This window comes from Bifidobacterium sp. ESL0784, from assembly GCF_029433295.1.
Taxonomy (GTDB): Bacteria; Actinomycetota; Actinomycetes; order Actinomycetales; family Bifidobacteriaceae; genus Bifidobacterium.
In genome coordinates this window covers 1-26,659 of sequence record NZ_JAQTHV010000002.1, presented here as the reverse complement: position 1 = coordinate 26,659, position 26,659 = coordinate 1, and the positions used below count along the sequence as shown (strand labels likewise).

Here is a 26,659-nt window from a genome sequence, read left to right as displayed (position 1 = left end):
GGATATTGTCCCACAACCCATGCGAAATCAGAAAATATGATAGAAAATTTACAGAAAGGTAAAAATCATGACTGCAACATGGATTGCATCGACCCCTGATGCGAAATTGGTGGAGACAAAGCTGACGTCGTCGCAAAACGGCGTGGTAAAAGGTGCCGACAGCGAGAACGGCAGCGACACCGGCGGGTTGAAACTTACCGGCGAGACGTTCCAGAAAATCCGTGGCTTCGGCGGGTGCTTCAACGAGCTCGGCTGGCAGGCGCTGACCGAATATACCGACGAAAGTACCGCCGACACGGTGTTCCACGAGCTTTTCGGCCAGGACGAAATGAACTTCCGTTTCAACCGTGCACCGATCGGCGCCAACGATTTCGCCGAAGAATGGTACAGCTACGATGAAACCGACGGCGACTATGACATGAGCCATTTCAGCGTCGAGCACGATGACAAAACGCTGGTTCCGTATATCCAACGCGCGCAGAAGTATCAGCCGGACATGCAACTCTTCTCGAGCCCGTGGAGCCCGCCGACATGGATGAAATTCCCCAAGGCCTATAATTTTGGACGCATCGTGATGACCCCTGAAAACCTCACCGCCTACGCCAAGTATTTCGTGCGTTACATTCAGGAATACGCCAAGCGCGGCATCAAGGTCACCCAGCTGCATGTGCAGAACGAGGTCTTCGCCGACCAGAAGTTCCCGAGCTGCCTCTGGAGCAGCCACGACCTCAAGGTGTTCATCCGCGACTATCTCGGACCCGCTTTCGAGCGCGAAGGCATCGACACCGACATCTTCCTGGGAACCATGAACGGGCCGGAAGACATGTCGTGGACCGGCGGCGGCTACGGGATGAGCCTCGACAACTACAACCGCTACATTGACGACATCCTCTTCGACGGGAAGGCACGCGGCTATATCAAGGGCGTTGGTTACCAGTGGGCCGGACAGAACGCCATCGCGCGCACCCACGAATCGTGGCCGGAACTCGAGCTCGAGCAGACCGAGTCCGAATGCGGTACCGGCGACAACTCCTGGGCGTACGCGGAGTACGTGTTCCACCTGATGAACCACTACTTCCGTAACGGGGCCACCGCCTACGTCTACTGGAACATGGTTTTGACCGAGATTGTGAGCACGTGGGGCTGGAGCCAGAATTCGCTCTACACGGTGGATTCCAAGTCCGGAAAACTTACGCGCAACCCTGAGTGGTATGTCATGCGTCACTTCTCGAAGTATGTCAAGCCGGGTGCCGTACGGCTCGGCACCGCCGGGCGCTTCAACTCGATGGGCATCGCCTTCCGCAATCCCGACGGCTCCATCGCCGTGGTGGTGCAGAACGCGCTCGAACGTCCGCTCGACTTCAGCTTTATCGATTCGGATGATGCAACGCATGCGGTCAACGCCACCCTCGCCCCGCGTTCGTTCAACACCTTCGTGATTGATTGAACGACGGATTAGCGGATTGTGATAACTACTGACAAAACTTGCGGGCGTGGCCGTAGCTTGTCACGGGCGGCGGCCACGCCTGCATCTTATTGTTTGTATTGTGCATTCAATGAGGATGATACGTAAGACAAGGATGAACGGATATGAGCAAAACGAATGAGACGGCAAAGCTGCCGGACAGGATTCTTTTCGGGGCGGCATATTACGACGAGTATATGCCGCGTGACCTTGATCGGGTCGACACGGACATGGAGATGATGCGGCATATTGGCATCAACACCATCCGCATCGCCGAATCGACGTGGAGCACGTGCGAGCCGCAGCCCGGCGTCTTCGATTTCTCGCATGTCGACCGGGTGCTCGATGCGGCGCAGCGTCACGGCATTTCGGTTATCGTCGGAACGCCGACCTACGCGGTGCCGACCTGGCTGGTGCGCATGCATCCCGATGTGCTCGCCGTCACCCCCGACGGTCTCGGCAAATACGGAGCCCGGCAGATCATGGATATCGTCAACCCCTCGTATCGATACTATGCCGAACGGGTCATCAGAAAACTGATTGCCCACGTCGCGCAAAACCCTGCGGTCATCGGCTATCAGGTCGACAACGAGACGAAATACTATGACTGCGTCTCACCGGATATGCAGGCGCTGTTCGTCAAGTACCTGCGCGAACGTTTCGATGACGATCTGGATGAGCTCAACGCCGCGTTCGGGCTTGATTACTGGTCGAACCGCATCAACGCATGGGAGGATTTCCCTGACGTAACCGGCGCGATCAACGAGTCGCTGCGCGCCGAATTCGACAAGTTCCGGCGCTCGCAAGTGGCCCAATACCTGGCATGGCAGGCTGGTATTGTGCGAGAATACGCCAGAGACGACCAGTTCGTCACTCATAATTTCGACTATGAATGGCGTGGCTATTCCTTCGGCGTGCAGCCGGCGGTCGATCATTTCAAGGCGGCCAAGGCGCTGGATATCGCCGGCGTCGATATTTACCATCCCACTGAAGACGAGCTGACCGGCAAGGAAATCGCGTTCGGCGGCGATATGGCGCGTTCGATAAAAGGCGGGCAGAACTACTTGGTGCTCGAAACGGAAGCCCAGGGCCAGCACGGTTGGCTGCCCTATCCCGGCCAGCTTCGTCTGCAGGCATACAGCCACTTGGCCAGCGGCGCGGACAGCGTGATGTACTGGCATTGGCATTCCATCCACAACTCCTTCGAGACCTACTGGAAAGGCCTGCTGAGCCATGACCTCGAACCGAACTCGACGTATGAGGAAGCCGGCGTTTTCGGGCGCGAAATCGCGCGACCGGAGGTGCAAGATCGGCTCAAGCATCTGAAGAAACGCAACCAGGTCGCCATCATGGTCTCCAATGAGGCGCTGACGGCACTCGACTGGTTCACGCTGGAAACCGGGTTCCCGGCCGATGGCGGGCTGCGCTATAACGATATTGTGCGCATGTATTACGATGCGTTGTTCGAGCTCAACATCGAGGTCGATTTCGTGCCTACGGACGTCGGAGCCGAGACGCTCAAGCAATACCGGCTTGTGGTGACGCCGGCGCTTTATTGCGCGCCACAAGGCACCATCGATACGTTGCGTGCTTACGTCAAGGCCGGTGGGCATCTGCTTTCTTCGTTGCGCTCGTTCGTCGCCAACGACGATGTGACGGTCTGGCACGACCGGGCCCCGCATGATCTCACGGACGTGTTCGGGATGAGCTACAACCAGTTCACCAGGCCGAACGATGTCGGCGTCACCTTTGCATCGGAAGATGGCAACGCTGAAACCGTTGGCGTGAAGGCTCCAACGGAAACGGGAACCCGGGGCGAAACCGAGGCAAGGGCGTTGATTGAATTGCTCAAGCCGAACGACGGCAATACGCAGGTTCTGGCCGGTTATCGACACCCGGCGTGGGGAACCTACGCGGCGGTTACGCGCCATGCCTTCGGCTCCGGTTGGGCGCAATGGGTCGGCACTGTGCTTGATGCCGATGCGACCCGTGCCGTAGTCCACGATGCCGCCGGAGCGGCGGGAGTCAAGGCGTTGGGCGCCGACCTTGCCGGCCGTATTACGGTGCGGGTTGGGGTCGACCAGCTCGGGGAACAGGTCGTTTATTTCTTGAATTACTCGCCTGCCTCGGTGTCTTTCGCCTCCCCGATTTCCGGCAAGGTCATCGTGGGCGGTGTCAAGGTCGCTGTCGATGGGTCGGCGTTCGAGGACGGTTCGGCGGGTCCGTCGTCCGGAGCGAAAATCGAGACCGGGGACGAATTGACGGTTGGCCCGTGGAATCTGGTGGTCACGGTTTCTGAAAGGAATGAAGACTGATGTTTGAATGTGCGTTAATGGGCAGATATCGGTTCGGTTTGCGTTCTCGAATCGAATATGTGCCGATGGCGCAATATAAGACTTTATAATCAATTCAAAAAGTCAAGGATGATGACAATGAATACAAAAGAACAGTTACCATATCAAAACCCGCAACTTAGCGATGGTGAGCGTATCGCCGACCTCTTGGGACGAATGACGCTTGAGGAAAAGGTCGGGCAGATGCTTCAGCTGGATGCGCGGCAAGGCAATCTGAAACATCTTATTGTTGATCGACATGTCGGTTCGATCTTGCATACCAGCCCGAAGGATTTGCCGAAAGCAGCAGAACTGGTGCGCAAGCGGACCAGGCTTGGCATTCCGCTGGTCATCGGCGATGATTGCATCCATGGCTACTCGTTCTGGCCCGGCGCCACGATTTACCCCGAAGAGCTGGGCATGGCCTCTTCGTGGGATCCGGCAAAAGTCGAAAAGGCTGCGCGTGCCACCGCCGAGGAGGTCTCCGCCACCGGTGTGCATTGGACGTTCTCCCCGGTGCTCTGCATCGCCCGCGACACCCGCTGGGGCCGCGTCGGTGAGACCTTCGGCGAGGACCCGACGCTGATCGGCGAATTCGGCTCGGCCATGGTGCGCGGCTATCAGGGCGGTGCCAAGGCGGGGGAACCGCTGGCCACAGATGCCATCCTGGCCTGTGCCAAGCATTTCGCGGGATATTCCGAAACGCAGGGCGGACGTGACGCCAGCGAGGCCGATCTCTCGCACCGCAAGCTGACCTCGTGGTTCCTGCCGCCGTTCGAACGGGTGGCACGCGAAGGCGTTGGCACGTTCATGCTCGGCTACGAGTCCATCGAAGGTGTGCCGGTGACTTACAATCATTGGCTGCTAAGCCAGAAACTGCGTGGCGACTGGGACTACAAGGGCATGCTGGTCACCGATTGGGACAACGTCGGCCGCTCGGTCTGGGAGCAGAAGATCAAGCCCGATTTCGTTCACGCCGCAGCTGATGCGGTCAAAGCCGGCAACGACCTGGTGATGACCACCCCGCAGTTCTATGACGGGGCCATCGAAGCCGTCAAGACCGGATTGCTGAAAGAAAGCGAACTTGATGAGGCCGTTTCGAGGATCCTGGCGGTGAAATTCCGTTTGGGGCTTTTCGAAGACCCGCGCCTGCCCGACCAGAAGCGTATCGATACCGTCATCGGAAGCGCCGCCCACTGTCAGACCAATCTTGAGCTCACGCGCGAGTCGATGGTGCTGCTGCGTAACGGTTCGCAATCCTGGGGTTGTCTCGATACCGCAGGAAACGTTGGCAGAAAAAGGCAATGGAGTATCTGGGGCAATAACCTTACGAAAGCCGGTAAGCCGATACTGCCGCTTGACGGCAAAGCCATTCGACGCATCGCCGTTCTCGGCCCGCTTGCCGATGATGCGCAGACGCAGCTGGGCGACTGGGCCGGCAATTCCGGTCAGGTTTCCTGGATGCCGGAAGGCCAACCGCGCGAAATGATCACGACGGTGGTCGATGGCTTGCGCGCTATCGGCAAGGATAACGGTTTTGAAATCGCTTATGCCAAGGGAGCCGAGGTGGTGGAACTCGTCGATGACCCTGCCGGTCCGACGTTCGCGGACGGTCAACCCCGTCCGAAGGTCGCACAATCCGCCCCGGTCGATCACTCCCAGCTCGACGAAGCCGTTGCCGCCGCCAAGGCCGCCGATGCTGTGGTCGCCGTTGTCGGTGATGTCATCCCGCTGATCGGCGAAGGCCGTTCCACCGCGACGCTGAAGCTGCAGGGCGGTCAGTTGGCGTTGCTCGATGCGCTTTCCAATGTCGCCAAGGCGCAGAACAAGCCGTTCGTCGTCGTCCTGATGAGCTCGAAGCCTCAGGTGTTGCCGGACAGTGCGCTGAACGCCGATGCTCTGCTCTGGGCGCCGAGTCCTGGCATGGAAGGCGGACGTGCCATTGCCGAAATCATCATGGGTGCCACCGCCCCGAGCGGTCGTCTGCCAATTACCTTCCCGCGCGACGCCGGCCAACTGCCGGTCTACTACAACCAGATTCGCGGCCAGCACGGCGAGCGGTACGCTGATCTCACGCAGGACCCGGCCTTCGCGTTCGGCGAGGGATTGGGCTACACCACCTTCGCTTACGGCGATCTGCAAATCGAGGGTGGCGATACGCCGTTTACCGTCGATGACACCCTGCATGTTTCGATAGATGTGACGAATACTGGCAGCTGTGCCGGTGCCGAAGTGGTACAGGCCTATGTCGGCGATTTGGTCACCTCCGTAAGCTGGACCGATCACGAGCTGAAGGCTTTCGGCAGGGTGGAGCTAAAGCCCGGGGAGACCAAGTTGGTTACACTCGATATTCCGGTTTCGGCCTGTTCCATCGTCGACGCCGATGCCAACCGTATCGTCGAGCCGGGCGAGTTCGAGCTGCTGGTCGGCCACTCCTCCCGTCGCCGCGACTTGAAACGCATCACATTCACCGTTAAGTGACCATCCGGGCCTGATCGTCTGGGAATGTATGCGAATCCGCTCGACTTGATTGCTGAATCCCGCCATTTTCGGGTCACTGAGCTGACGTAAATGGCTTGTTTGTGGCGGGTTTGGTGGGTTTGGTGGGTTTCGCCATTTTCGGGCCGTTGGGGTGGACTGAGTGGCTTGAATATGGCGGAACAGCTGGGTAAGGGATGGCGGCAGGTTCGACAACATGAGCAAGCGGCGACACAAGCGGAAATCCGAGGGATCTGCAGGGTATGCCAATCGGGCCGGCAAACGTTGTGTCTCAAATGAATTTCGATGCGCAACCCGCGTAATTATTCGATAAACCAATCCGGAACGAATACGATGGAAAGATATGAACATTACTCCACGGGTGAGTTACGCGCATGTGGGCGCGAAGGTGAATGACAAGCATTTGGCCAGTCTGTTGCGTTTCTTCGCTTCCGGCGCCAAACCTGAAAGCAGCGACGGTTACGGGGTCGAGATTGAGCATCTCCCAGTACGCAACGGCAACGATTGTGCGGTCAGTTACGCGCAAACCGACGGCATTGAAACTCTGCTTGAGCGGCTTCGACCTTATTATGATGCCGACAAGGAATTTGTGGAGGACGGCCATTTGCTGGGGCTTGCACGCCAGGGTATCAGCCTTTCGCTGGAGCCGGGCGGACAGTTCGAGACATCCATTGGTGTATTGCATACTCCAGAGGAGCTGCTCGATATCTACGGAAAATTCCGCAATGAAATCGATCCTATTCTTGACGACCTTGGCTTCCGTCTGATCAATTACGGCTACCAGCCGGTCACCGGCTTTGCCGATATCAAAATCAACCCGAAACGCCGGTATGCGGCGATGAACGATTATCTTGGCCACGTCGGTGCATACGGCCCTTGCATGATGCGTTGCTCGGCCTCGACGCAGGTGAGTATCGACTACCGTGATGAAGCGGATGCCGTTGCCAAAATGCGCATCGGTACGGCGCTTGGACCGATCATCTCCATGTTCTTCCGCAATTCCCCGTATTTTGAAGGCGCGCAAAACCCGTTCCCGCTTTTGCGCCAGCGCATCTGGGACAAAGCCGATCCGCAACGAACCGGCATCACGCCGGGACTTTTCGATCCGCGGTTCGGTTGGGAAGATTACGCTCGTGACGTTCTGGCGACGCCAATGATGTTCGCCGATCTGACCCACACTCCCGAGGCCGCGGGCTTGAGCGAGGACGAGCAGGAATTCGTAGCCTTCAGGCGCAACGCCGCTGATATCTACCCGGACCGCGAACTCAATTCCTATGAGGTGAGTCATATTCTCTCGACGCATTTCAACGATGTGAGGCTTAAGAATTTCGTGGAACTGCGGCATTGGGATTCGCTGCCCATCGAGCGTGCGGAATTGCTGACCGAAACGGTGAAGAATGTGTTTTACAACGACGCGAATTTCGCCCGATGGAAGTCATTCGTCGATGGCCTTTCCATTGTGGATGTGGAGCTGGCGAAGGATGATTTGCAGGCTTGTGGCATGGACGCCAAACCGTTCGGTAAGCCCATGGATGAGTGGCGAGATGCGTTCGGCCTTGAAGATACCCGGTCTGATATCCCTGGTGATCCGGTTCATCCCGATGTGTTCCAAAAATAACGAAGGCTGAGTAATTTGCCTGGTAATGAGCGACTGCCTCGTTAATATAAATGTGTATTACGTTCAGGGGAATTCGGCAAGGGCCTCTATTGACTGGTGCCGGAAAGGTAGCTATTGCAGTAATGTATTACCGATATCCTTCCCACATCGGCATCGGCATCAGCTCGGCCTCGCACTCGGCCCACATCTGGTTCAAATCGCGTTCCGGGGCGCGCAGCCACCGCAACTGAATGCCGTCCATCATGCTGAAGCCGGCCTGCAGCAACGCTCCGATGTTTGTGCTTCCGGGCACGTACCAGGGAATCTGCAGCATCTCTTCGAGCAGATTTTGGTCGCGTTTCCTGAAATATTCGTGTGCCGGATGCTTGGGGTCGATGGCCTCGGCGTCCAACGTCGAGAACATGTGGACCTGTTCCGGGCGTTTGGCGTTGATGGCCACGACCTCACGCCACATCCGCGCTACATTGGGCCGGTCGGTCATCCTGAAATTGTTTATGATGGTTTCGGTGCACGGGTCGTATACTTCGTCGAGAACGATATCGAGTAGACCTTCTTTGCTGCCTACGTGGTGAAGCACGCCGGCCTTGGTCATCCCAACCGTATTCGCGATCTTCTGCAGCGAAGTCCCGTAATACCCGCGTTCTCCAAACGAGACGACAGCGGCATTGAGGATGGCGGTGCGGCTATCGGTGCTGTTATCGCGTTTTTTCGGACGGTTGAGATGCAACATAATTAAAAAGCCTCTTTTATATACGACGAGTTTTTATTATTCCCTACGAGCTAGACCGAATGCGGCTCGTTGTCGTATATCCTGCAGTTGATATTTGCGGCTGAATACAGTGATGCCGTGCCCTGAAACCTAAGGGCACGGCATCACTTGCAATTACTCGAGTCTTACTTGACCCTGCGGATCATCATGATGAAGATGGTGCCGACGAGCAGGAAGACGATGGCGACGGGGAAGACGCCCTTGTAGCCGCCGGTGATGCCGATGAACAGCGTGGTGAAGGCCGGGGCGAGAGCCTGGCCGATGGTGTTGGCGAGGTTCAGGATGCCGAGGTCCTTACCGGCTTCCTGCGGGTTGGGCAGGACGTCGACGTTGAGCGCCTGGTCGACGGACATGTAGCAGCCGTTGCCGAGGCCGGCGAGCGTCGCGTAGATGTAGATGCCGGTGGTGGTGGGCATGACCCACGCCACGAGCATGCCGAGGGCGATGATGACGCAGGCGATGGCGACGATGAACTTGCGGCGATGCAGATAGTCGGAAAGCGGGCCGGAAACCACCGAAGCAAGAATGGTGGTGACCATGGTGATGATCGACATGACCTGCATGGCGATGCCGGCATCCTTGACACTCAGGTGGATGTAGCGCTCGAGGATCAGCAGCTGGTAGCCGGAGATCATGAAGGTGCCGATGACGAAGGCGAGACGGCCGAAGAGAGCAAGGTAGAAATCGCGGCAATTCTTGGTCGGCGGGACGAAGGACTTGAGGATTTCACCTACGGAGGTGGCCCTCGTGTTGTTCTCTGCGGACTTCTCACGAGGCCAGATGATGACGGTAACCAGGCCAGAGAAGAGGAAGATGCAGGTGCCGATGGTCAGACCGGTGTTGAGCTTGGTCAGGAAGAAGCTGCCGATGAAGTTGCCGGCCTGCATGCCGACGATCTGACCGGCACCGTAGAGAGCGGAGAACGTGCCGCGCACATCTTCGGGGATACGGTCGGAGAGTACGGCGACTGCGGGGGCGATCAGGCAGTTGATGCCGACCTGGACGATGCACCAGCCGACGACCATCCAGACCAGTGAAGTGGAGTGAGCCGTGAGGAAGTAGCCTACAGCACCGATGACGCCGCCGGCGACGATCCATGGGGTGCGCTTGCCGATCTTGAACTTGGAGACATCGGAAAACGTGCCGAAGACGATGTTGGAGACCAACGCGAAGATCGAGCTGACGGCATTCATCGTGCCGAGCGCGCCTTCAGCGGAAATGCCTTTGATGCCTGAGAAGACCTGCGGCAGCAGCACGCCGGAACCCATGCTGAATGGGATGCCCCACATCAGTGAGATGATTAGGAAACCAAGAGCGAAGCGAACTTTGTGTTCGAGTGGTTTTTGAGTGTCAGGCGCCAGACTTGGTGGTGTCACAAATATTTCTGATTGTGTTTCTGCAGCCATGCATTTCCTCCTTGATTTCGGGGTAACAACGGAGTTACCGTCCGGTCGGTAAGTATTTTATCAGAGTAATCTTCATCCGATTATATTTTTCCAAGAATGGAAGGGTTTGTTTATCTGCTTAAGCGGAAAATCAATAAAAATCGATACTCGTTCGTTGTAGATAATTCTCTCTGAGCTTAAAACGTCAATTCAGGGGAAGTTCGTGAATGGCGAATTCAGACTGTTGGCATCCACGTTTAAGACTAATATATTGTAGCCGGTTCATAATAGCGTTATATAGTCTGTCGGCTTCAGTAGTCCCTCGCTTCTGGCCGGATACGCGCTACGAATTTTACACGTCGTATCGACACGAAACGGGACGAAAGTCATGGGGGAGAAGCGGCGGTAAGGCGCAAAAAGCAAGAAAAGAGGGATGGATGAGCAAGGCACTTGATGCTCCCCAGAACACGCAGGTGATAGCAACGGATCAGGAACGCCCCAAGCATCTGATTCGCACGTTGCTGCACAGCCTGCGCGAATACAAGCGCGAAAGTCTTTTGGCTCCGGCCTTCGTGATGGTCGAAAGCGTCCTCGAGATCGTGATTCCCACCATCATGGCCGAGCTGATCGATCAAGGCGTCTCCGGCGGTTCGATGCCGGCCATCTGGAAATTCGGCATCATCCTGCTGGGTTGCGCCGTCCTCTCGCTGTTCGCCGGATTCATGTCCGGGCGTTACGCGGCCATTGGCTCGTCCGGGTTCGCCAAGAACCTGCGTCACGATTTGTTCGAGAAGGTGCAGAGTTTCAGCTTCACCAACATCGACAGGTTCTCCACCGGCTCGATCATCACGAGACTCACCACCGACGTCACCAACATCCAGTTCGCCTTCCAGATGATCATCCGCGTGGCCGTGCGCGCCCCGATGATGGTCATCGTCGCGTGGATCTTCTCCTTCAGGATCAGCCATTCGATCTCGATGGTGTTCCTTGTCATCATCCCGATTCTGGGCGTGGCGCTCACGGGGCTGGCACTTTCCGTGCACCCGATTTTCGAGAAGGTCTTCCATACCTATGACCACCTGAACAACATCGTCGACGAAAACCTGCAGGGTATCCGCGTGGTCAAGTCCTACGACCGCGAGGAGCATGAGGACCGCAAGTTCGGCCGCGTCTCTCAGCGCATCTTCAAGCTTTACTGCAAGGCCGAGCACGTCATGGCCTTCAACTGGCCGATCCTCAACACCTGCATCTACGGCGCGATGCTGGTGATCTCGTGGATGGGCACCAAGCAGATCGTCGCCTCGCACAACAATCCCATGCTGGGCCTGACCACCGGCGACCTGACCGCGCTGGTCACCTACGCCATGCAGATTCTGATGTCGCTGAACATGGTCTCGATGATTGTGGTCATGGTTGTCATCTCCCGCGCGGACGCCGAGCGTATCTGCCAGGTGCTGAACGAAGTGAGCACGGTGCGCGACAATAGTCACCCGATCATGGACGTGCCCAACGGTTCCATCAAATTCAACGATGTCACCTTCCGCTATTCCGAAAGCAGCGAACGACCGGTGCTCGAAGACATCAATCTCGACATCAAGGCCGGCAAGACCGTCGGCATCGTCGGTGGCACCGGCTCGTCCAAGTCCAGCTTGGTGCAGCTCATCCCGCGTCTTTATGACGTGTCGTCCGGCTCCCTTGAAGTCGGCGGGCACGACGTTCGTGATTACGACTTGGTTGCCCTGCGCGACGCAGTGGCCATGGTGCTGCAGAAGAACGTCCTCTTCACCGGCACCATCGCCGAAAACATCCGCTGGGGCAATCCGAACGCCACCGATGAAGACGTGGTGCGCGTCTGCAAGCTTGCGCAGGCCGATGGGTTCATCCGCGAATTCCCGAAGGGCTACGACACCTACATCGAGGAAGGCGGCTCCAACGTTTCCGGCGGGCAGCGGCAACGCTTGTGCATCGCCCGAGCGCTGCTTAAAAAACCGAAGATTCTCATTCTTGACGATTCCACCAGCGCCGTCGACACCAAGACGGACAAGCTGATCCGCAATGCTTTCACCACCGAGATTCCCGATACCACCAAGATCATCATCGCCCAGAGGCTTGCTTCCGTGCAGGAATCCGACGAGATCATCGTCATGGATGAAGGCCGTATCCTCGACCACGGCACGCACGACGAGCTGTTGAAGACGTGCGAGGAATACCGTTCGATTTATGAATCCCAGACGAAGAACCAGGGCAAGGGGGATGATGACGATGAGTGAAGCGACCATGACTACGAAAAACAGCAACGAGCAGGACGTAACCGCTACCAGCGACAAGAGCCAGGCGAGGGATGCGATGAAGAAGAACAAGGCCGGCAAGTCTGGCATGCCAGCGGTGCAGAAGGCGCCGAAGGGTACCACCAAACGGCTTTTGGGCTACATCTTCCACTACCGCTGGCAGTGCATCGTCGTGATTATCGGCATTCTGATCTGCGCCTGCACCCAGTCGCTGCCCTCGTTCGTGCTGCAACCGCTGATTGACAACTGCATCATGCCGTTCATCCACGCGCAGACGCCCGACTGGGGCCCGCTCATCCACATGACCATCATCGTCGGTTCCATTTACGCGCTGGGCATGGTCGCCTCGTTCGTTTGGAACTACATGGTCGTCGGCATCGAGCAGGGCGTGCTGAAGACGGTACGCGACGAGATGTTCGAACACCAGCAGAAGCTGCCGATCCGCTACTTCGACACCCACGAACACGGCGACATGATGAGCCGCTACACTAACGACACCGACACCCTGCGCCAGATGGTTTCGCAGGCCATGCCGCAGCTCCTGATTTCCGGGGCCTCCGTGGTGGCCGCGCTTTTCGCGATGCTCTGGCTTTCCGTGCCGTTCACCATCTTCACCGTCGTGTTCGTGGTGCTGATGATGTTGGTGGTGCGTGTGATCGTCAGCCGTTCCGGGCGCTACTTCATGCGTCAGCAGGAGACCATCGGCGATGTCAACGCGTACGTCGAGGAATCCGTCAACGGCCAGAAGGTCATCAAGGTCTTTAATCACGAGGACGCCACGCAGGCTGTCTTCGACAAAAAGAACGAGGAGCTTTTTGAAGCCTCGTCCAAGGCCAACATCTACGCGAACATCACCATGCCGGTGATCGGCAACATGGGCAATGTGCTTTACGTACTGCTGGCCATCGTCGGCGGCATCGCGGGCATCAACGGCTGGTTCAATTTCGGCATCTCCGGTTCCGGCACGCTGTCGTTGGGCATGATCGTTTCGTTCCTGACGCTTTCCAAGGCCCTGATCAACCCGATCAGCCAGATTTCCTCGCAGATCAACATGATCATGATGGCGCTCGCCGGCGCCGCGCGTATCTTCAACCTGATCGACGAACCGGTGGAATCCGACAACGGCACCGTGCGTCTGGTCAGCGTCGAACTCGGCTCCGACGGCCGCACCATGACCGAGACCGACCACGAGACCGGTCACTGGGCTTGGAAGCGCGCCGCGGACGACGACGGCACACGATCGCTCGAGGCCGCCAAGAAGCTCAAGGGTTCGGCCCGTGAGGTGGCGATGAAGGCGCACGAAAAGGCGATTACTTCGCCCGATGGCCGCCTCACGTTGCTGTGTGGCGACGTACGCTTCACCAACGTTTCCTTCGGATATAATCCCGACAAAACCGTTTTGCATGACATTACCTGGTTCGCCAAACCGGGTCAGAAGATGGCGCTTGTTGGGGCCACCGGTGCCGGCAAGACCACCATCACCAACCTCATCAACCGCTTCTACGATGTGCAGGAAGGTCAGATCCTTTACGACGGCATCGATGTCAACAACATCAAGAAGGCCGACCTGCGCCGTTCGCTGGGAATCGTGCTGCAGGATGTCAACCTCTTCACCGGCACGGTGCTCGACAACATCCGCTACGGCAAGCTCGACGCCACCGATGAGGAATGTATCGACGCCGCCAAGCGCACCAACGCAGACGGCTTCATCCGCATGCTGCCGGAGGGCTACAACACCGTGCTGCAAGGCGACGGCTCCGGGCTTTCTCAGGGTCAGCGCCAGCTGATTTCCATCGCTCGCGCCGCCGTGGCCGACCCGCCCGCCATGATTCTGGACGAGGCGACTAGCTCCATCGATACCCGCACCGAGGAAGTCGTGGAGCAGGGTATGGATGCGCTGATGAATGGACGCACCGTTTTTGTCATCGCCCACAGGCTTTCGACCGTGCGCAATTCGGACATCATCATGGTGCTCGATCATGGCCGCATCATCGAGCGCGGCACCCACGACGAGCTCATCGCCCAGCACGGCGAGTACTACCAGCTTTACACCGGTAAGCTCGAGTTGGAGTAGCGAGGGGTAGCCGGATAAGTTCCTTCGGGATTTTTGATGCCCGTCATAGCCGAAAGGCCGTGACGGGCATCTTGCGTTGCCTATGCTTCCTGCGATGAAATTATTTTAAATTTCAGTGTCTAATTTTATCGTCCACCTCTATCAGTAGATATGGATGAAACAACAAAAACTTTGCTTTAAGTGATAAAAAATTAGGCAGTTTGCGTTCTTTTGGCCGCTCGTTTACTATCGAGCTCTGGCCGGATATCGGTTAATAAATATTGGGGTGTCTAATTAACGCTATTTATAGGTTTTTTGGATGTGAACAGAAAAGAATGTAAGTAAATCGTTTTTCAACGGGTATAGCTGCAGGCAATGATGCTGTGCCGGTCATGAAAGATTGGTGAGTGTGGCATGAAAGTAACGTTATGGTCCAAGCTGTTACATAGTATTACTTCCCAATTCTCGACAAAATCGCTGGTGCTGATTCCTATTGCGGTGGGAATCAACCTCATTGGCGGAACCTTGTGTTCGACGCTGAAACTGCCGCTATTCATGGACATGATCGGCACCATGGTCATCGCCTGTCTGAGCGGACCGTGGGTCGCCGCGCTGTGCGGGCTTTTGACCAATGTTTTCCTGGCCATCGTGGCCAACCCGGTCTACCTGCCCTATGCGCTTTCGAGCGTGCTCTGCGGGTTGGCGGTCGGCTATATGGTCAAGGCCGGGTTGCTTAAAAAGCTGTGGGGAATCCTGCTGATCTGGCTGGCCTGTTCCGCGATCAATACCGTCACCGCCTCGATGATCACCGTTTTCGTTTACGGCGGTGCCACAGGTGTCAACGGCACTTCCATCCTCACTGCGGCACTCACCGTGGCATGGAAGAACATCCTCATCTCGGTCTTTTCCTCGTCGATGCTGGAGAATCTGATTGACAAAGGCATCACCCTGGTCATCGTCACCATCGTCGTGGGTAAGATTCCGCGCCGCTTTATGAGCCAGTACGCCTCGGGCAATATCAAGACGACCAATTTCAAGCCCATCAAGGCGGACGCGGCCTCTCACGGCTACAACCTTGAATTCATCCTCGCCGATTTGTGTAAGGGCAAAAGCGGCAATGCCAACCCCAACACCTTGCCATCCGATGCCGAAATGGACGAGCGCCTGCGCAAGGCCGACTCGGTGCACGACGCGCCGGGGGCGATGGGCAGGGCCAATCCTCTGGTGAAATTCCTCGGTGTGTTCCTGATGGGACTTGCCGCCCTGGTCTGGCCGGATTTCACCCTGGGTTTGGTCATTGTCGCCGGTCTTTTCGTTCTCGCCTGGCGCGTCGGCTGTCTGAGGGCGTTCTCCAAGCTGATGTTTGGTTTCGGTATTCCGATGGCCATCATGCTGATGTTCATCCAGGGCCTTTATAGCCCCAAGAACACCATTGTCATCGCCGATTTCGGCTTCGCGCAGCTGGGCCTGCAAGGCGTGCTCTACGCCTCGAAGATCGTGGTCACCGTTTTGGTCTTCCTTGGCAGCTTCTATATCGCCAACAAAACGACCTATATCGGCTCGCTCGTGGCAGCGTTGACGCAGATCGGCTGCCCGAGCAAGCTCGGTTACCTGATTTTCGCTTCATTGAACGTGGTGCCGCAGATGCAGCGCAAAACAACCGTGATCCGTCAGGCGCAAAGCGCACGTGGGCTGACCACAGGCGGAAGCTTGGTTTCTCGGTTCAAGGCTTTCCTGCCGCTGATCGGGCCGGTCGTCATGTCCTCACTCTCCGATGCCCAGGAGCGCGGCATGACGTTGGAAACGCGTGGCTTTGGTATCAAAGGAGTCCGTCGGACCAATTATGTCAAGGTTTCCTGGACTTCCAAGGACGCAGTGGCTCTCTGGTCGTTGATCGCCGTTTTCTTGGTGGTCCTTGTCCTTTCGATTCTCGATCACACCGGGATGTTTCCGGTGACCTATCCATGGGGAGGTGTGCGATGAAACCAGTTGTTGAAGTAGATAATTATTCATTCACTTATCAGGATGCCGAAACCCCGGCGATCAAGGACGTGAGCCTCACCCTGCGCGAAGGTGAGTTCGTCTGCATCGTCGGAGCCAACGGTGCCGGCAAAACGACGCTGTGCAACGCTTTGGTCGGTCTCATTCCGCACTATTTCACGGGCAAAAGTGAAGGCAGCGTGCGCATCAACGGCGCGGATACGGCCGACGCCAGTGTGGCCGACCTGTCTAATTATATTGGTTTGGTCTTTCAGAACCCATTCAACCAGCTCACCTATGCTTCGGGAACCGTCGCTGAGGAACTGGCTTATGGTCTCGGCAACCGAGGCGTTTCACGTGAGGAAATGCGACGCCGGGTGAAATTGGTCTCGCAGCTGATGCATATCGAAAATCTGCTCGAGCGGGATCCGTTGGAGCTTTCCGGCGGACAGGTGCAGCGCGTCGCGTTCGGCTCCACGTTCATTTTGGAGCCCAATATCCTCGTGCTCGACGAGTGCACCACGCAGCTTGATCCGCTCGGGGCTTCCGAGATCTTCGATATCGTTAAGCAGCTCAACGCCTCCGGGATTACCGTCATCATGGTCGATCACGACATGGAACGGGTTGCGCGATACGCCGATACCGTCGTCGTGATGGAGCGCGGACAGGTGCGGCTTGCTGGCGGTCCTCGTGAAATATTTTCCACTCCCGGTATCGAGCGTTACGGCATCGACGTCCCCGATTACGTGAAACTGTCGAAAGGCCTTGCTCGGCGAGGGCTAAGCGATGGAAAGCTGGCGATTACCTATGACGAAAGTCTGGCGATGACCAAGGAGGTGCTTGAGCATTGAAGATCGAACTAAGCAATGTCGGCTACAGCTATAAGTCCGGCCATCAGGCGCTTGACGATATCAACCTGTGCTTCGAGGGCGACCAGTCGGTGGCCATCATCGGGCAGAACGGCGCGGGAAAGACGACGCTGGCCAAGCAGCTCAACGGGATACTACGCCCAACGCAAGGGACACTCACGATTGACGGGACTGAAATCTCTAAACGTACGACGGCACAGTGGTCAAAGCGTGTGGGTTATGTTTTCCAGAACCCTGACGACCAGCTGTTCCTCGAAACCGTGCGTGAGGAGTTTGCTTTCGGCCCGAGGAACATCGGCGTGGACGAGGCCACCATCGACTATCGCATCGATAAGGTCGCGTCGTTGACCGGCTTGCAAGACAAGCTTGACGTTCATCCCGCCGATCTAAGTCCGACGGAAAAGAAATTCTGCGGCATAGGAGCGGTCATCATGATGGATCCGGATGCCATAGTCTTCGACGAGCCGACCTGCGGGCAGGATTATGCGGGGGACGCGCGTTTGCACGACTTGATCGCCGAACTCAAACACGAAGGCAAGATGTGCATCGCCATCAGCCACGATATGAAATTCGTGGTCGCGAATTTCGACCGCGTCGTCGTGATGTGCCAAGGCAACGTACTCATCGACGGCAAGCCGGAAGAGGTTTTTTCGCAAGTTGATGTATTGCAAAAATCCTACGTCACGCCCCCACCGATCACTAGGGTGGCGCAAGGCGTCGGGATCGAGAAAACCGTCTTTACGGTTCCGCAATTCGTCGAAGCAATCGAGGACGTGCGTTCGGGGAGCGAAAACCGTTCTTGAAGCCGTTGAAAATCAAGAATATCTAATAATCCATATCCATATCCAATATCCATATCAAGTATGAAAGAGTCGGCCATGGTGGCAATCGGCCATGACCCAGAAAAACAACAAGGGGAATGAATTCAATGAAAATTCTGAATTTCGGTTCATTGAACATCGATTTTGTCTATGATGTCGTCGATTTTGTCACCAAAGGACAGACAATCACTTCAAGCGGCTTGAATCAGTATCCGGGCGGTAAAGGGCTCAACCAGTCCATAGCCGCAGGCAAGGCAGGTGCCGCAATCAGGCATGCCGGCATGATCGGCGAGGACGGCGTGTTCCTACGTGATCTGCTTGACCAGGCTGGGGTTGATACCAGCGAGGTGGAGGTCAGCAAGAAGGAACGCACCGGCAACGCGATTATCCAGCGCAACCACGATGGCGACAACTGTATCGTCCTCTATAGTGGTGCCAATCGCGCCTTTACGAAGGATTTCGTCGATGAAGTGCTTTCCAAATTCGACAAGGGGGACTGGCTTCTCGTCCAGAACGAGACCAACCTTTTGGGCTATATCGTCGAGCAGGCGCATCGGCGAGGCATGAAGGTGGCCATGAACCCGTCTCCGGCCGACGAGCTTTTGGATGAGGTCGACCTGAGTCTGGTCGATTGCTTCATCCTCAATGGTGGCGAGGCCGAGGCGATTACCGGCGAGTCCGGTACGCCGGAAATCTTGCTGGATGCGATGTGCGAGAAGTTCCCGAATGCCGCTACCATCCTCACCTCGGGGTCGTGGGGCTCGGGCTACGCAAAGGGAACGCAGCGTGTGCGTCAGCGAGCCTACCGTGTGCCCGTGGTCGATACCACCGCCGCAGGGGACACCTTCACCGGCTATGTCCTGGCCAATATGGTGGCCGGTGAGGATATCGCCACAAGTCTTGATCGGGCCTCAAGGGCCGCAGCGATTGCGGTCTCCCGTAAGGGTGCGGCTCCTTCAATACCGTTGGCCGACGAGGTCGACAACTTCCAATCTTCACCGATTATTTCAACGGAGGAATAACACATGAATACCCAAAAACCAAAACCATTGATCATCGATACCGACCCCGGCATCGACGACGCCGCCGCCATCACCCTTCTGGTGGACGAGCCCAGCGTCGATATCAAGCTCATCGCCTCGGTTTCGGGCAATGTCGGCATCGGCCACACCACCAACAACGCCCTGAAACTGCTGACCTTCCTCGGTCGCAGGATTCCCGTCGCCAAGGGTGCCGTCGCGCCTTTGATGCGCGAGAACCGCTTCGCCACTGAAGCGCACGGCAAGGGCGGCATGGGCATGTTCGATTTCCCCGAACCCGACACCTCGCTTCTGACCGCCAACAACGCGGTTTTGGAAGAGCGTCGCGTACTGATGGAAAGCGAGGAGCCGGTCACCATCCTCACGCTTGGTCCGTTGACCAACATCGCGTTGCTCTTCGCCACGTTCCCGGAAGTCAAGGAACACGTCGAACGCATCGTGATGATGGGCGGCTCGACCAGCCGAGGCAATATCGGTGTCTACGGCGAGTTCAACGTCTCTGTCGACCCGGAGGCTGCCAAGATGGTCTTCCGTTCCGGCTTGCCCATCACCATGGTGGGGCTTGATATCGGACGCAAGGCGCACTTGGTGGTCGACGATCTGGAGCGTATGGAAGAAACCGGCGAGGTCGGTGTAATGATTGGCGCTCTTTTCCGTTCCTACGACGGCGGCCATATCGAAAACGGTATCAAGATGTATGACCCTTCCGCCGCGCTGGCCATGGTCGAACCCGACCTCTTCACCATGCGCGACGCCTTCGTGGACGTGGAGATCTCCAGTCCTCTGACCCTCGGTGCCACCGTGGTCGACTACGACGGCATCATCAGCAGCAACCGCAATGTCAGTGTCTGCGTGGACGTGGACGTTGACCGGTTCCGTACACGTTTCGTTGAGCGGATCGCATCCGTTGAACGTGAACAAAAATAAACAACATACTTTTCGAAGGGAAAGGAAAGTACATGACTGAAACAGCAGTCAAAGAAGATCAGAGCAACGGAATACCGGTTCCTGAGGAAGGGACCCCGGAGTTCGAGAAAATGAACAAGATGGCCAAGGTTGCCATCCCGGTCATTCTGGCCCTGTTCACGTTGGGCGTGCTGCAACAGCAGGCGTTCGGTATGGTCTATGTCAACATCGGCAAACAGCTCGGCCAGCCGGGGCTCGCGCCGCTGATCACCTCGATCCCGGGTATCGTCCTAGGTATCGTAAGCGTTATCTATGGTTCGTTGGGTGATTTCGTCTCCCTGAAGAAGATGGTCTGCCTGGGCACCATCGTCTTCATTCTGGGCTCCGTGCTGGGCTGCTTCGGCACCTACAGCATCTGGATCGTCATCGCGGCCCGTGTTTTGCAGTCCATCGGCTGGCAGGTCTCCGGCTCCATCTTCCTGGTGCTGGTCTCCAAATACGTCGAAAAGCGCAAGCGCGTGATCTGGTACGGCGTGTTCGTGGCCGTCTTCCGCATCGCCGCCGCGCTGGGCGTCTTCCTCGCCGGTTACATGACCCTCATCGATTGGCGTTGGCTCTTCGGCATCGGCATCGTCGCAGTCCTCTTCTTGCCCGCCTTGGCTAAGAACCTTCCTGACCAGCATGCGAAGGGCGCCCACATCGACGGTGTCGGCTTCACGCTCATCGGCTTGTTCGCAGGTGCCGTGACCATGTTCTTCACCGATATGAACTGGGGCTGGGGCACTGCCTGCATCCTCACGCTCGTGGCGTTCGTGATTTACATCAACAAGGCCAAGAAGCCGTTCATCACCCCCAAGATGCTCACCAACCCGGCCTTCGCCGTGACCATGACCGTCATCTTCGTCGGCTACTTCTTCAGCTACACCCTGAACGCCGGTGTCAACAACATCGGCATGAACGTCTACGGCATCGACTCCTCCAAGGTCTCCAACCTGCTGGTCTGGTCGATCATCCTCGCCGCCATTATGGGCTTTGCCGCAGGTCCGATCATCCAGCGCATCGGCCGCAAGGCCTCGATCATCCTCGCCCTTGTCTGCATGGGCGGCGGCCTGATTGCTATCGCGTTCCTGATCCCCGCCGGCAAGGTCTGGGCGCTCGCCGTGGCGCCGTGCCTTTACTACTTCGGCACCTCGTTCTTCTACCAGCCGATCGTCGATACCGCGACGTTGACGGTGGAACCCGAGGAATCCGGACGTGCGCTCGGCTTCAACGACCTGGTCCAGGCCATCACCGGCTCCATCGGTGTGGCGCTCTTCGGGCAGATGATGGCCAAGACCTCCATGGGTGGTGGCAGCATCGCGGGAACCCCCGCCGGCGCTGCGTCTTCCTACGCCAATGTGTTCCTCATCGGTGGCCTGGTCATCTTCGGCGCGCTTATCATCTTCGTCTGCTCGATGAAGATGATCTACAGCCACTCCCGCGCAGACAGTAAGAAGTGATTGTTTCCGCTGCTGCGTAAGCGTGGGCTTCGTCTCGGCGGAACCGCTTAGCTGGTCGGCGAACGCCGGCAGGCTTAAATAACAACGTGTCCTGATTCCTTTACCTGATGGAGGAATCAGGACATTTTCTATTGGTTGAGATTGCTGCTTGTTTTTGCGCGGATGGCTACGGTTTGGCGATACGTCTCGTACCTTTGTGTCCATTTGAGGATTGGCAAATCAGGATTTCACCAATCGTGTGATGGCCGCGATGGCCTCGTCCATCTTTTCGTCGGCCACCGGCCCGCCTTTGGCCGCGGCCGTGGCCACACAGCTGTTGAGATGGTCACCGAGCAGCAGAAGCGCCACGGATTTCAGTGCGCTGTTCGATGCGGCGATCTGGGTCAAGATATCGATGCAATAGGTGTCGTTCTCGACCATTGCAGTAATGGCCCGCACCTGTCCTTCGATGCGGCGCAGGCGGGTGACCAGTTTCTTCTTGTCGTGGACATAGCCGACGTGGGCGCAGTTTTCGCAGGTCCCGCTCTCGGCTGTTTGCTTGGCGGAATTTTCGTCGTTGTTTACCGACTCGATGGTATCTTCGTCGCTGTGTGTTGCGTGTTTTTCGGTCATCGTTTCCTTCTTACCGGGCAGGTATCACCGCCGTGTCTTATTCGTTGTGTGCTGAGCTGAATTATTGACATTATATACCCTAGGGGGGTATGGTGAGTTCCAGTTACAGCGAATAGATACATCGAAGCTGCCAGAAATGATTTCGACGGCGGAATGTGGGGAAACATGGTTGGCAATATTGCAGTGATTCTGGTGGCGCTCGTGGTAAGCGTCGCCATTATCTGGTACTTCTTTGCGCCTCGAAAAGCAGCACAGGCCAGCCGTGAAGGTGCATTGCAAACGGCGCATATCGTCGTTAAGGGCGGCTATACGCCAGCCGAAATCGATGTGGAGGCCGGTTCTCCGGTTCGTCTGCAATTCGATCGGCAGGAAGACGGCGAATGCTCATCCCATGTCATTTTCAGCGACCTTGGCATTGACCAGACGCTGCCGCCGTTCAAGACCACCGATGTCGAATTTACGCCGACCAAGCCTGGCGACCTCCCATACGCCTGCGGTATGAACATGCTGCACGGTATGGTCCATGTGTTGCCGAAGGGTGCGAAAAGCAAGGGCTGAGTTCGTCGAATCCAATAAATCCGCGAATGTATTGATAACGCCAATAAATACAAAACGCCAGATAGGCGAATGACTGAATCCTATTCAACAAGGGTTTAAGACCGAGTCCGAAACAAACAAGCCTAAAACGGCGAACGGCGCGGGAATGATACGGAGCAACCAATGAGTCAAGTCAGTAAACAGTCGGTGACGCAGCCTGTCGTAGGCAGCGGGCAAGGTCAGGAAGATGACCCGGACGCGGTGCGCAAGGCCGAGATCAAGGCACTGGACCGCCGGCTTATCGTCGCTGCAGTGCTGACGATTCCGGTGTTCGTTTTCGCCATGTTTCACATGTGGCTCAAGGCATTCATTCCGATGGGGATTATTGACTTCTTCACTAATCCGTGGGTTGAGTTCGTGTTCATCACTCCGGTCATGTTCTATTCCGGATGGCCGATTCATCGCACCGGCTGGCTGGCGCTGATTCATCGTGCTCCAGAAATGAATTCGCTGGTGGCGCTCGGAACTGCGGCTTCCTATACGTATAGCGTCGTGGTCACTGTGGCTCCGGGAATCCTGCCAGCCAGTGCGCGGGAGCCATATTTCGAATCCGTCGGTACGATTATCACTTTGATGCTGCTGGGCCAACTTTTGGAGGCCCATGCGCGTCTCGGCACTGGCGAGTCGATTCGTGCGTTGATCAATCTCACGCCGAAAACCGCGCATGTTGTACGTGACGGCAAGGAATTTGATATCAATGCTGACCAGGTTCAGGTAGGTGATATCGTCGTCATCAAGCCAGGAGAGCAGCTGCCAGTGGACGGCAAGGTCATTTCTGGCCAGACTTCCATTGATGAATCCATGATCACCGGCGAATCCATTCCGGTTGCCAAAGGCGAAGGGGATACTGTTACCGGCGCAACCATCAATGGCAATGGGACGCTGCAATATCGTGCCACCAAGGTCGGGCGTGACACGGTGCTCGCGCAGATCATCAAGCTGGTGCGTACCGCCCAGACTTCGAAGGCCCCGATTCAGAAGCTTGCCGACAAGATTTCCGGCTACTTCGTGCCGGGCGTCATTTTGATTGCCATCTGGACGTTTGTCATCTGGTGGGTCTTCGGTCCTGCGCCGCAGGGGTTGTATGGGCTGGTATCGGCCGTAGCAGTTCTGGTCATCGCTTGTCCGTGCGCACTGGGTATCGCCACCCCGCTTTCGGTGACGATTTCCACCGGCAAGGCCGCGCGGTACGGTGTGCTTATCCGTTCCGCCGAAGCGCTTCAGACTGCACGCGACATCGATACCGTCGTGCTCGACAAAACCGGCACCATCACCCGTGGCAAGCCTGAGCTCACCGACTTCGGTTGGGTGGATGATAAAACGAGCAAGGAAACCCAAGATAATGTGCTTGAGCTGATTGCCGGAGCCGAACAGGTTTCCGAGCATCCGCTTGCCCAAGCCATCGTCAAAGGCGCTGAGCAGCGCAAGCTGGAAGTGCCGAAGGCCGATTCGTTCGAAGCTGTTCCCGGCAGTGGGGTAGTAGCGAAGGTCTCTGGCCATGATGTCATCGTCGGCAATGCTGATTTGATGAAAAATCGCAACATCGATACGTCGATATCCCGCAACATCGAAACCATGTTCAAGGACTATGCCAAGAAAGGCAAGACGCCGATTCTGGCTGCAGTGGATGGCAAGTTGGTCGCCGTTCTCGCCGTCGCCGACACCGTTAAGCCGGATTCGGCCAAGGCCATTGCCTCCTTGCATGAACGTGGTCTGCAGGTGGTCATGCTCACCGGTGACAACAAGACGACTGCCTCAGCCATGGCCAACGAAGTGGGTGTCGACCGCGTCATCGCCGGCGTTCGTCCGGAACGCAAGGCCGAGGAAATCGTACGTTTGCAGAACGAGGGTCACATGGTCGGCATGGTCGGAGACGGCATCAACGATGCTCCGGCGCTCGCGGCCGCGGACGTCGGCTTCGCCATCGGAACTGGCACCGATGTGGCCATCGAATCCTCCGACATCACCTTGGTTTCCGGCAGCCTCACCGGTTTGGTGACGGCCATCGACCTGTCGCGTGCGGCCATGCGCAATATCAAGCAAAACCTCGGCTTTGCCTTCGGTTACAATGGCATTGGCATCCCGATCGCCGCCGGCATTCTTTACCCGATTTGGCACATCATGTTGAACCCGATGATCGCCGGTGCTGCGATGGCGTTCTCCTCGCTTTCCGTGGTGCTGAATGCGAACCGTCTGCGCAGCTTCAACCCGGCCGCCGTCAAACCTCGCCACTTCTCGTTCAAGCTGCGCGAACGTCACGTCGAGCTCAAAGGCACTGCCGATAATGATGGAAGTTCAAAAGTTGGATCTTCTGCAGGTTCACAGCCTGAGATTGCTCCCCAAACTTCGTCGCATTCGTCGGCTTCGGCTGATTCCTCGGTTTCGGCCAATTCCACTTCCATTCCCGCCTTGTCGTTCGACGGTCGCAAGGTGACCACGAAATCTGTTGACGCATCTTCGGATACGCCGCACAACAAGAACAACCAACCCGCGAAAGCGAAAGAAGGAACCACAATGAAAATGAATATGAGCGACAGCGCCAGCACCGTCAAGGACCCGGTCTGTGGCATGATGATCGACCCGAAGACCGCCGCCGGCAGCCAGGAATACAACGGCAAGACCTACTATTTCTGCAGCGACAACTGCGCCAAGTCCTTCGCCGCCGACCCCGCCAAGTATGCGGCGTGATCTGCTGTTGATAGTTTTATCTCTATCGTTTTTTGATTGAATTTTTAATAGAGAAAGTATAAAGTAAATGAAAATCCATATTGCAGGATTTTCGATTGTTGCTATCATGGCTTTTTGCAACTGTGCTCCCCGCAAGCGCGGGGATGATCCCACCTCGCAGAATCCACTCACACGTCCCTAAAGGTGCTCCCCGCAAGCGCGGGGATGATCCCGTGTAGTAGTCGGTTCGGTAGTTTTCCCACTGGTGCTCCCCGCAAGCGCGGGGATGATCCCCTGTTCTTCTGCCTTCTTTTCGACAGAATCAAGTGCTCCCCGCAAGCGCGGGGATGATCCCGCTATGGGTTTCGCACAAAGCTTCGTAAAAGCGTGCTCCCCGCAAGCGCGGGGATGATCCGTGGAGTGGGAGCCAAACCATGCATGAGGATGAGTGCTCCCCGCAAGCGCGGGGATGATCCCCATCGCGGGCGAACTCGATATCGCTTAAGAAAGTGCTCCCCGCAAGCGCGGGGATGATCCTTTCGCCGCGTGGCTTCCCGGCCGTACCGGCGCGTGCTCCCCGCAAGCGCGGGGATGATCCCCGGATCTGGCAGCGCATCGGCGTCGACATCACGTGCTCCCCGCAAGCGCGGGGATGATCCTGTGGGTATCAGGTCGAACGCCTGACTTCCCCAGTGCTCCCCGCAAGCGCGGGGATGATCCCGCCTTGCGAGCGCCTTCCTGCGATCTGTCGCGGTGCTCCCCGCAAGCGCGGGGATGATCCCCTCGACATCTTCCCCGGTGGGCTTCGCGTGCTGTGCTCCCCGCAAGCGCGGGGATGATCCCCGTACCCTTCGTCTCGAAATTTTTCGCAATCTGTGCTCCCCGCAAGCGCGGGGATGATCCCGGCAATACCGTATTGAGCAGCACGGCGAAAGCGTGCTCCCCGCAAGCGCGGGGATGATCCTCGATTGGAGCTTGGTTCTCGGGGCCTTTCGTGGTGCTCCCCGCAAGCGCGGGGATGATCCCCTTATGGTTGGCTGCAAATCACGTCGCTTGCAGTGCTCCCCGCAAGCGCGGGGATGATCCTCGTTCAAATCACCATCATCCCCCCCGAAACAATAGTGCTCCCCGCAAGCGCGGGGATGATCCCAAGTATGGCTGCTGCGAAATCAGGTTCGCGGAGTGCTCCCCGCAAGCGCGGGGATGATCCCAAGTATGGCTGCTGCGAAATCAGGTTCGCGGAGTGCTCCCCGCAAGC

At 57.1% G+C, this 26,659-nt stretch carries 17 protein-coding genes, 1 pseudogene and 1 CRISPR repeat array; of the genes and pseudogenes, 15 read left to right on the top strand and 3 right to left on the bottom strand.

Going from position 1 to position 26,659, the window contains the following annotated elements; genetic code table 11:
* Positions 1-67: 67 nt before the first annotated feature.
* The 4 genes from PT279_RS02815 to PT279_RS02800 all read left to right on the top strand — a co-directional run bounded on the left by PT279_RS02815 (position 68) and on the right by PT279_RS02800 (position 7,915).
* The gene (locus PT279_RS02815; RefSeq protein WP_277165275.1) at positions 68-1,447 is read left to right on the top strand and encodes a glycoside hydrolase family 30 beta sandwich domain-containing protein; all 1,380 of its coding nucleotides are present in this window, start codon (positions 68-70) and stop codon (positions 1,445-1,447) included.
* A 143-nt stretch (positions 1,448-1,590) separates the two neighbouring features.
* Positions 1,591-3,780: a beta-galactosidase gene (locus PT279_RS02810; protein ID WP_277165273.1), complete on the top strand. Its 2,190-nt coding sequence runs from the start codon at positions 1,591-1,593 to the stop codon at positions 3,778-3,780.
* A gap of 111 nt (positions 3,781-3,891) precedes the next feature.
* Positions 3,892-6,279 (top strand): glycoside hydrolase family 3 N-terminal domain-containing protein, encoded by a 2,388-nt coding sequence (locus PT279_RS02805; RefSeq protein WP_277165900.1) that lies wholly within the window; start codon positions 3,892-3,894, stop codon positions 6,277-6,279.
* Positions 6,280-6,640: 361 nt separating this feature from the next.
* Positions 6,641-7,915: a glutamate-cysteine ligase family protein gene (locus PT279_RS02800; RefSeq protein WP_277165271.1), complete on the top strand. Its 1,275-nt coding sequence runs from the start codon at positions 6,641-6,643 to the stop codon at positions 7,913-7,915.
* A gap of 127 nt (positions 7,916-8,042) precedes the next feature.
* Here PT279_RS02800 and PT279_RS02795 read toward each other — a convergent pair whose 3' ends face one another.
* Both PT279_RS02795 and PT279_RS02790 read right to left on the bottom strand, forming a co-directional pair.
* On the bottom strand, positions 8,043-8,645 hold the full coding sequence (locus tag PT279_RS02795) for a TetR/AcrR family transcriptional regulator (RefSeq protein WP_277165269.1): 603 nt from the start codon (positions 8,643-8,645) through the stop codon (positions 8,043-8,045).
* A gap of 164 nt (positions 8,646-8,809) precedes the next feature.
* Entirely contained in the window at positions 8,810-10,090 is a 1,281-nt protein-coding gene (locus PT279_RS02790) for an MFS transporter (RefSeq protein ID WP_277165267.1), read from the bottom strand.
* Between the two features lie 416 nt (positions 10,091-10,506).
* Here PT279_RS02790 and PT279_RS02785 point away from each other — a divergent pair, with 416 nt between their 5' ends.
* The 9 genes and pseudogenes from PT279_RS02785 to PT279_RS02750 all read left to right on the top strand — a co-directional run bounded on the left by PT279_RS02785 (position 10,507) and on the right by PT279_RS02750 (position 21,525).
* Entirely contained in the window at positions 10,507-12,339 is a 1,833-nt protein-coding gene (locus tag PT279_RS02785) for an ABC transporter ATP-binding protein (RefSeq protein ID WP_277165265.1), read from the top strand.
* Positions 12,340-12,415: 76 nt separating this feature from the next.
* Positions 12,416-14,431, top strand: coding sequence for an ABC transporter ATP-binding protein (locus PT279_RS02780; protein WP_277165897.1), 2,016 nt, complete (start codon positions 12,416-12,418; stop codon positions 14,429-14,431).
* 393 nt (positions 14,432-14,824) lie between these two features.
* Positions 14,825-15,442, top strand: a pseudogene (locus PT279_RS09260) (ECF transporter S component); the annotation flags it as partial.
* A 120-nt stretch (positions 15,443-15,562) separates the two neighbouring features.
* Complete coding sequence (locus PT279_RS09255; RefSeq protein WP_348519367.1) at positions 15,563-16,393, top strand: energy-coupling factor transporter transmembrane component T; 831 nt, start codon at positions 15,563-15,565, stop codon at positions 16,391-16,393.
* Positions 16,390-17,241, top strand: a complete 852-nt coding sequence (locus tag PT279_RS02770) for an ATP-binding cassette domain-containing protein (RefSeq protein WP_277165261.1) — start codon at positions 16,390-16,392, stop codon at positions 17,239-17,241. Before PT279_RS09255 ends, PT279_RS02770 begins: the two co-directional genes overlap by 4 nt.
* Positions 17,238-18,062 (top strand): ATP-binding cassette domain-containing protein, encoded by an 825-nt coding sequence (locus tag PT279_RS02765; protein ID WP_277165259.1) that lies wholly within the window; start codon positions 17,238-17,240, stop codon positions 18,060-18,062. The genes PT279_RS02770 and PT279_RS02765 overlap by 4 nt, the downstream gene beginning before the upstream one ends.
* A gap of 125 nt (positions 18,063-18,187) precedes the next feature.
* The gene (locus tag PT279_RS02760; protein ID WP_277165257.1) at positions 18,188-19,102 is read left to right on the top strand and encodes a ribokinase; all 915 of its coding nucleotides are present in this window, start codon (positions 18,188-18,190) and stop codon (positions 19,100-19,102) included.
* Between the two features lie 3 nt (positions 19,103-19,105).
* Complete coding sequence (locus PT279_RS02755; protein WP_277165256.1) at positions 19,106-20,047, top strand: nucleoside hydrolase; 942 nt, start codon at positions 19,106-19,108, stop codon at positions 20,045-20,047.
* A 32-nt stretch (positions 20,048-20,079) separates the two neighbouring features.
* The gene (locus PT279_RS02750; protein ID WP_277165254.1) at positions 20,080-21,525 is read left to right on the top strand and encodes an MFS transporter; all 1,446 of its coding nucleotides are present in this window, start codon (positions 20,080-20,082) and stop codon (positions 21,523-21,525) included.
* A gap of 219 nt (positions 21,526-21,744) precedes the next feature.
* On the opposite strand, the gene PT279_RS02745 is transcribed toward PT279_RS02750, so the two are convergent.
* Entirely contained in the window at positions 21,745-21,996 is a 252-nt protein-coding gene (locus PT279_RS02745; RefSeq protein WP_277165895.1) for a metal-sensitive transcriptional regulator, read from the bottom strand.
* Positions 21,997-22,302: 306 nt separating this feature from the next.
* Between PT279_RS02745 and PT279_RS02740 the strand changes: the two genes are divergently transcribed.
* Positions 22,303-22,695, top strand: coding sequence for a cupredoxin domain-containing protein (locus tag PT279_RS02740; RefSeq protein ID WP_277165252.1), 393 nt, complete (start codon positions 22,303-22,305; stop codon positions 22,693-22,695).
* 162 nt (positions 22,696-22,857) lie between these two features.
* Positions 22,858-25,422 carry a heavy metal translocating P-type ATPase gene (locus tag PT279_RS02735; protein ID WP_277165249.1) on the top strand — a complete coding sequence of 855 codons (2,565 nt, stop codon included), beginning with the start codon at positions 22,858-22,860 and terminating at the stop codon, positions 25,420-25,422.
* A 122-nt stretch (positions 25,423-25,544) separates the two neighbouring features.
* A CRISPR array of direct repeats spans positions 25,545-26,611; the repeat unit is 28 nt; unit sequence GTGCTCCCCGCAAGCGCGGGGATGATCC.
* Positions 26,612-26,659: the final 48 nt, after the last annotated feature.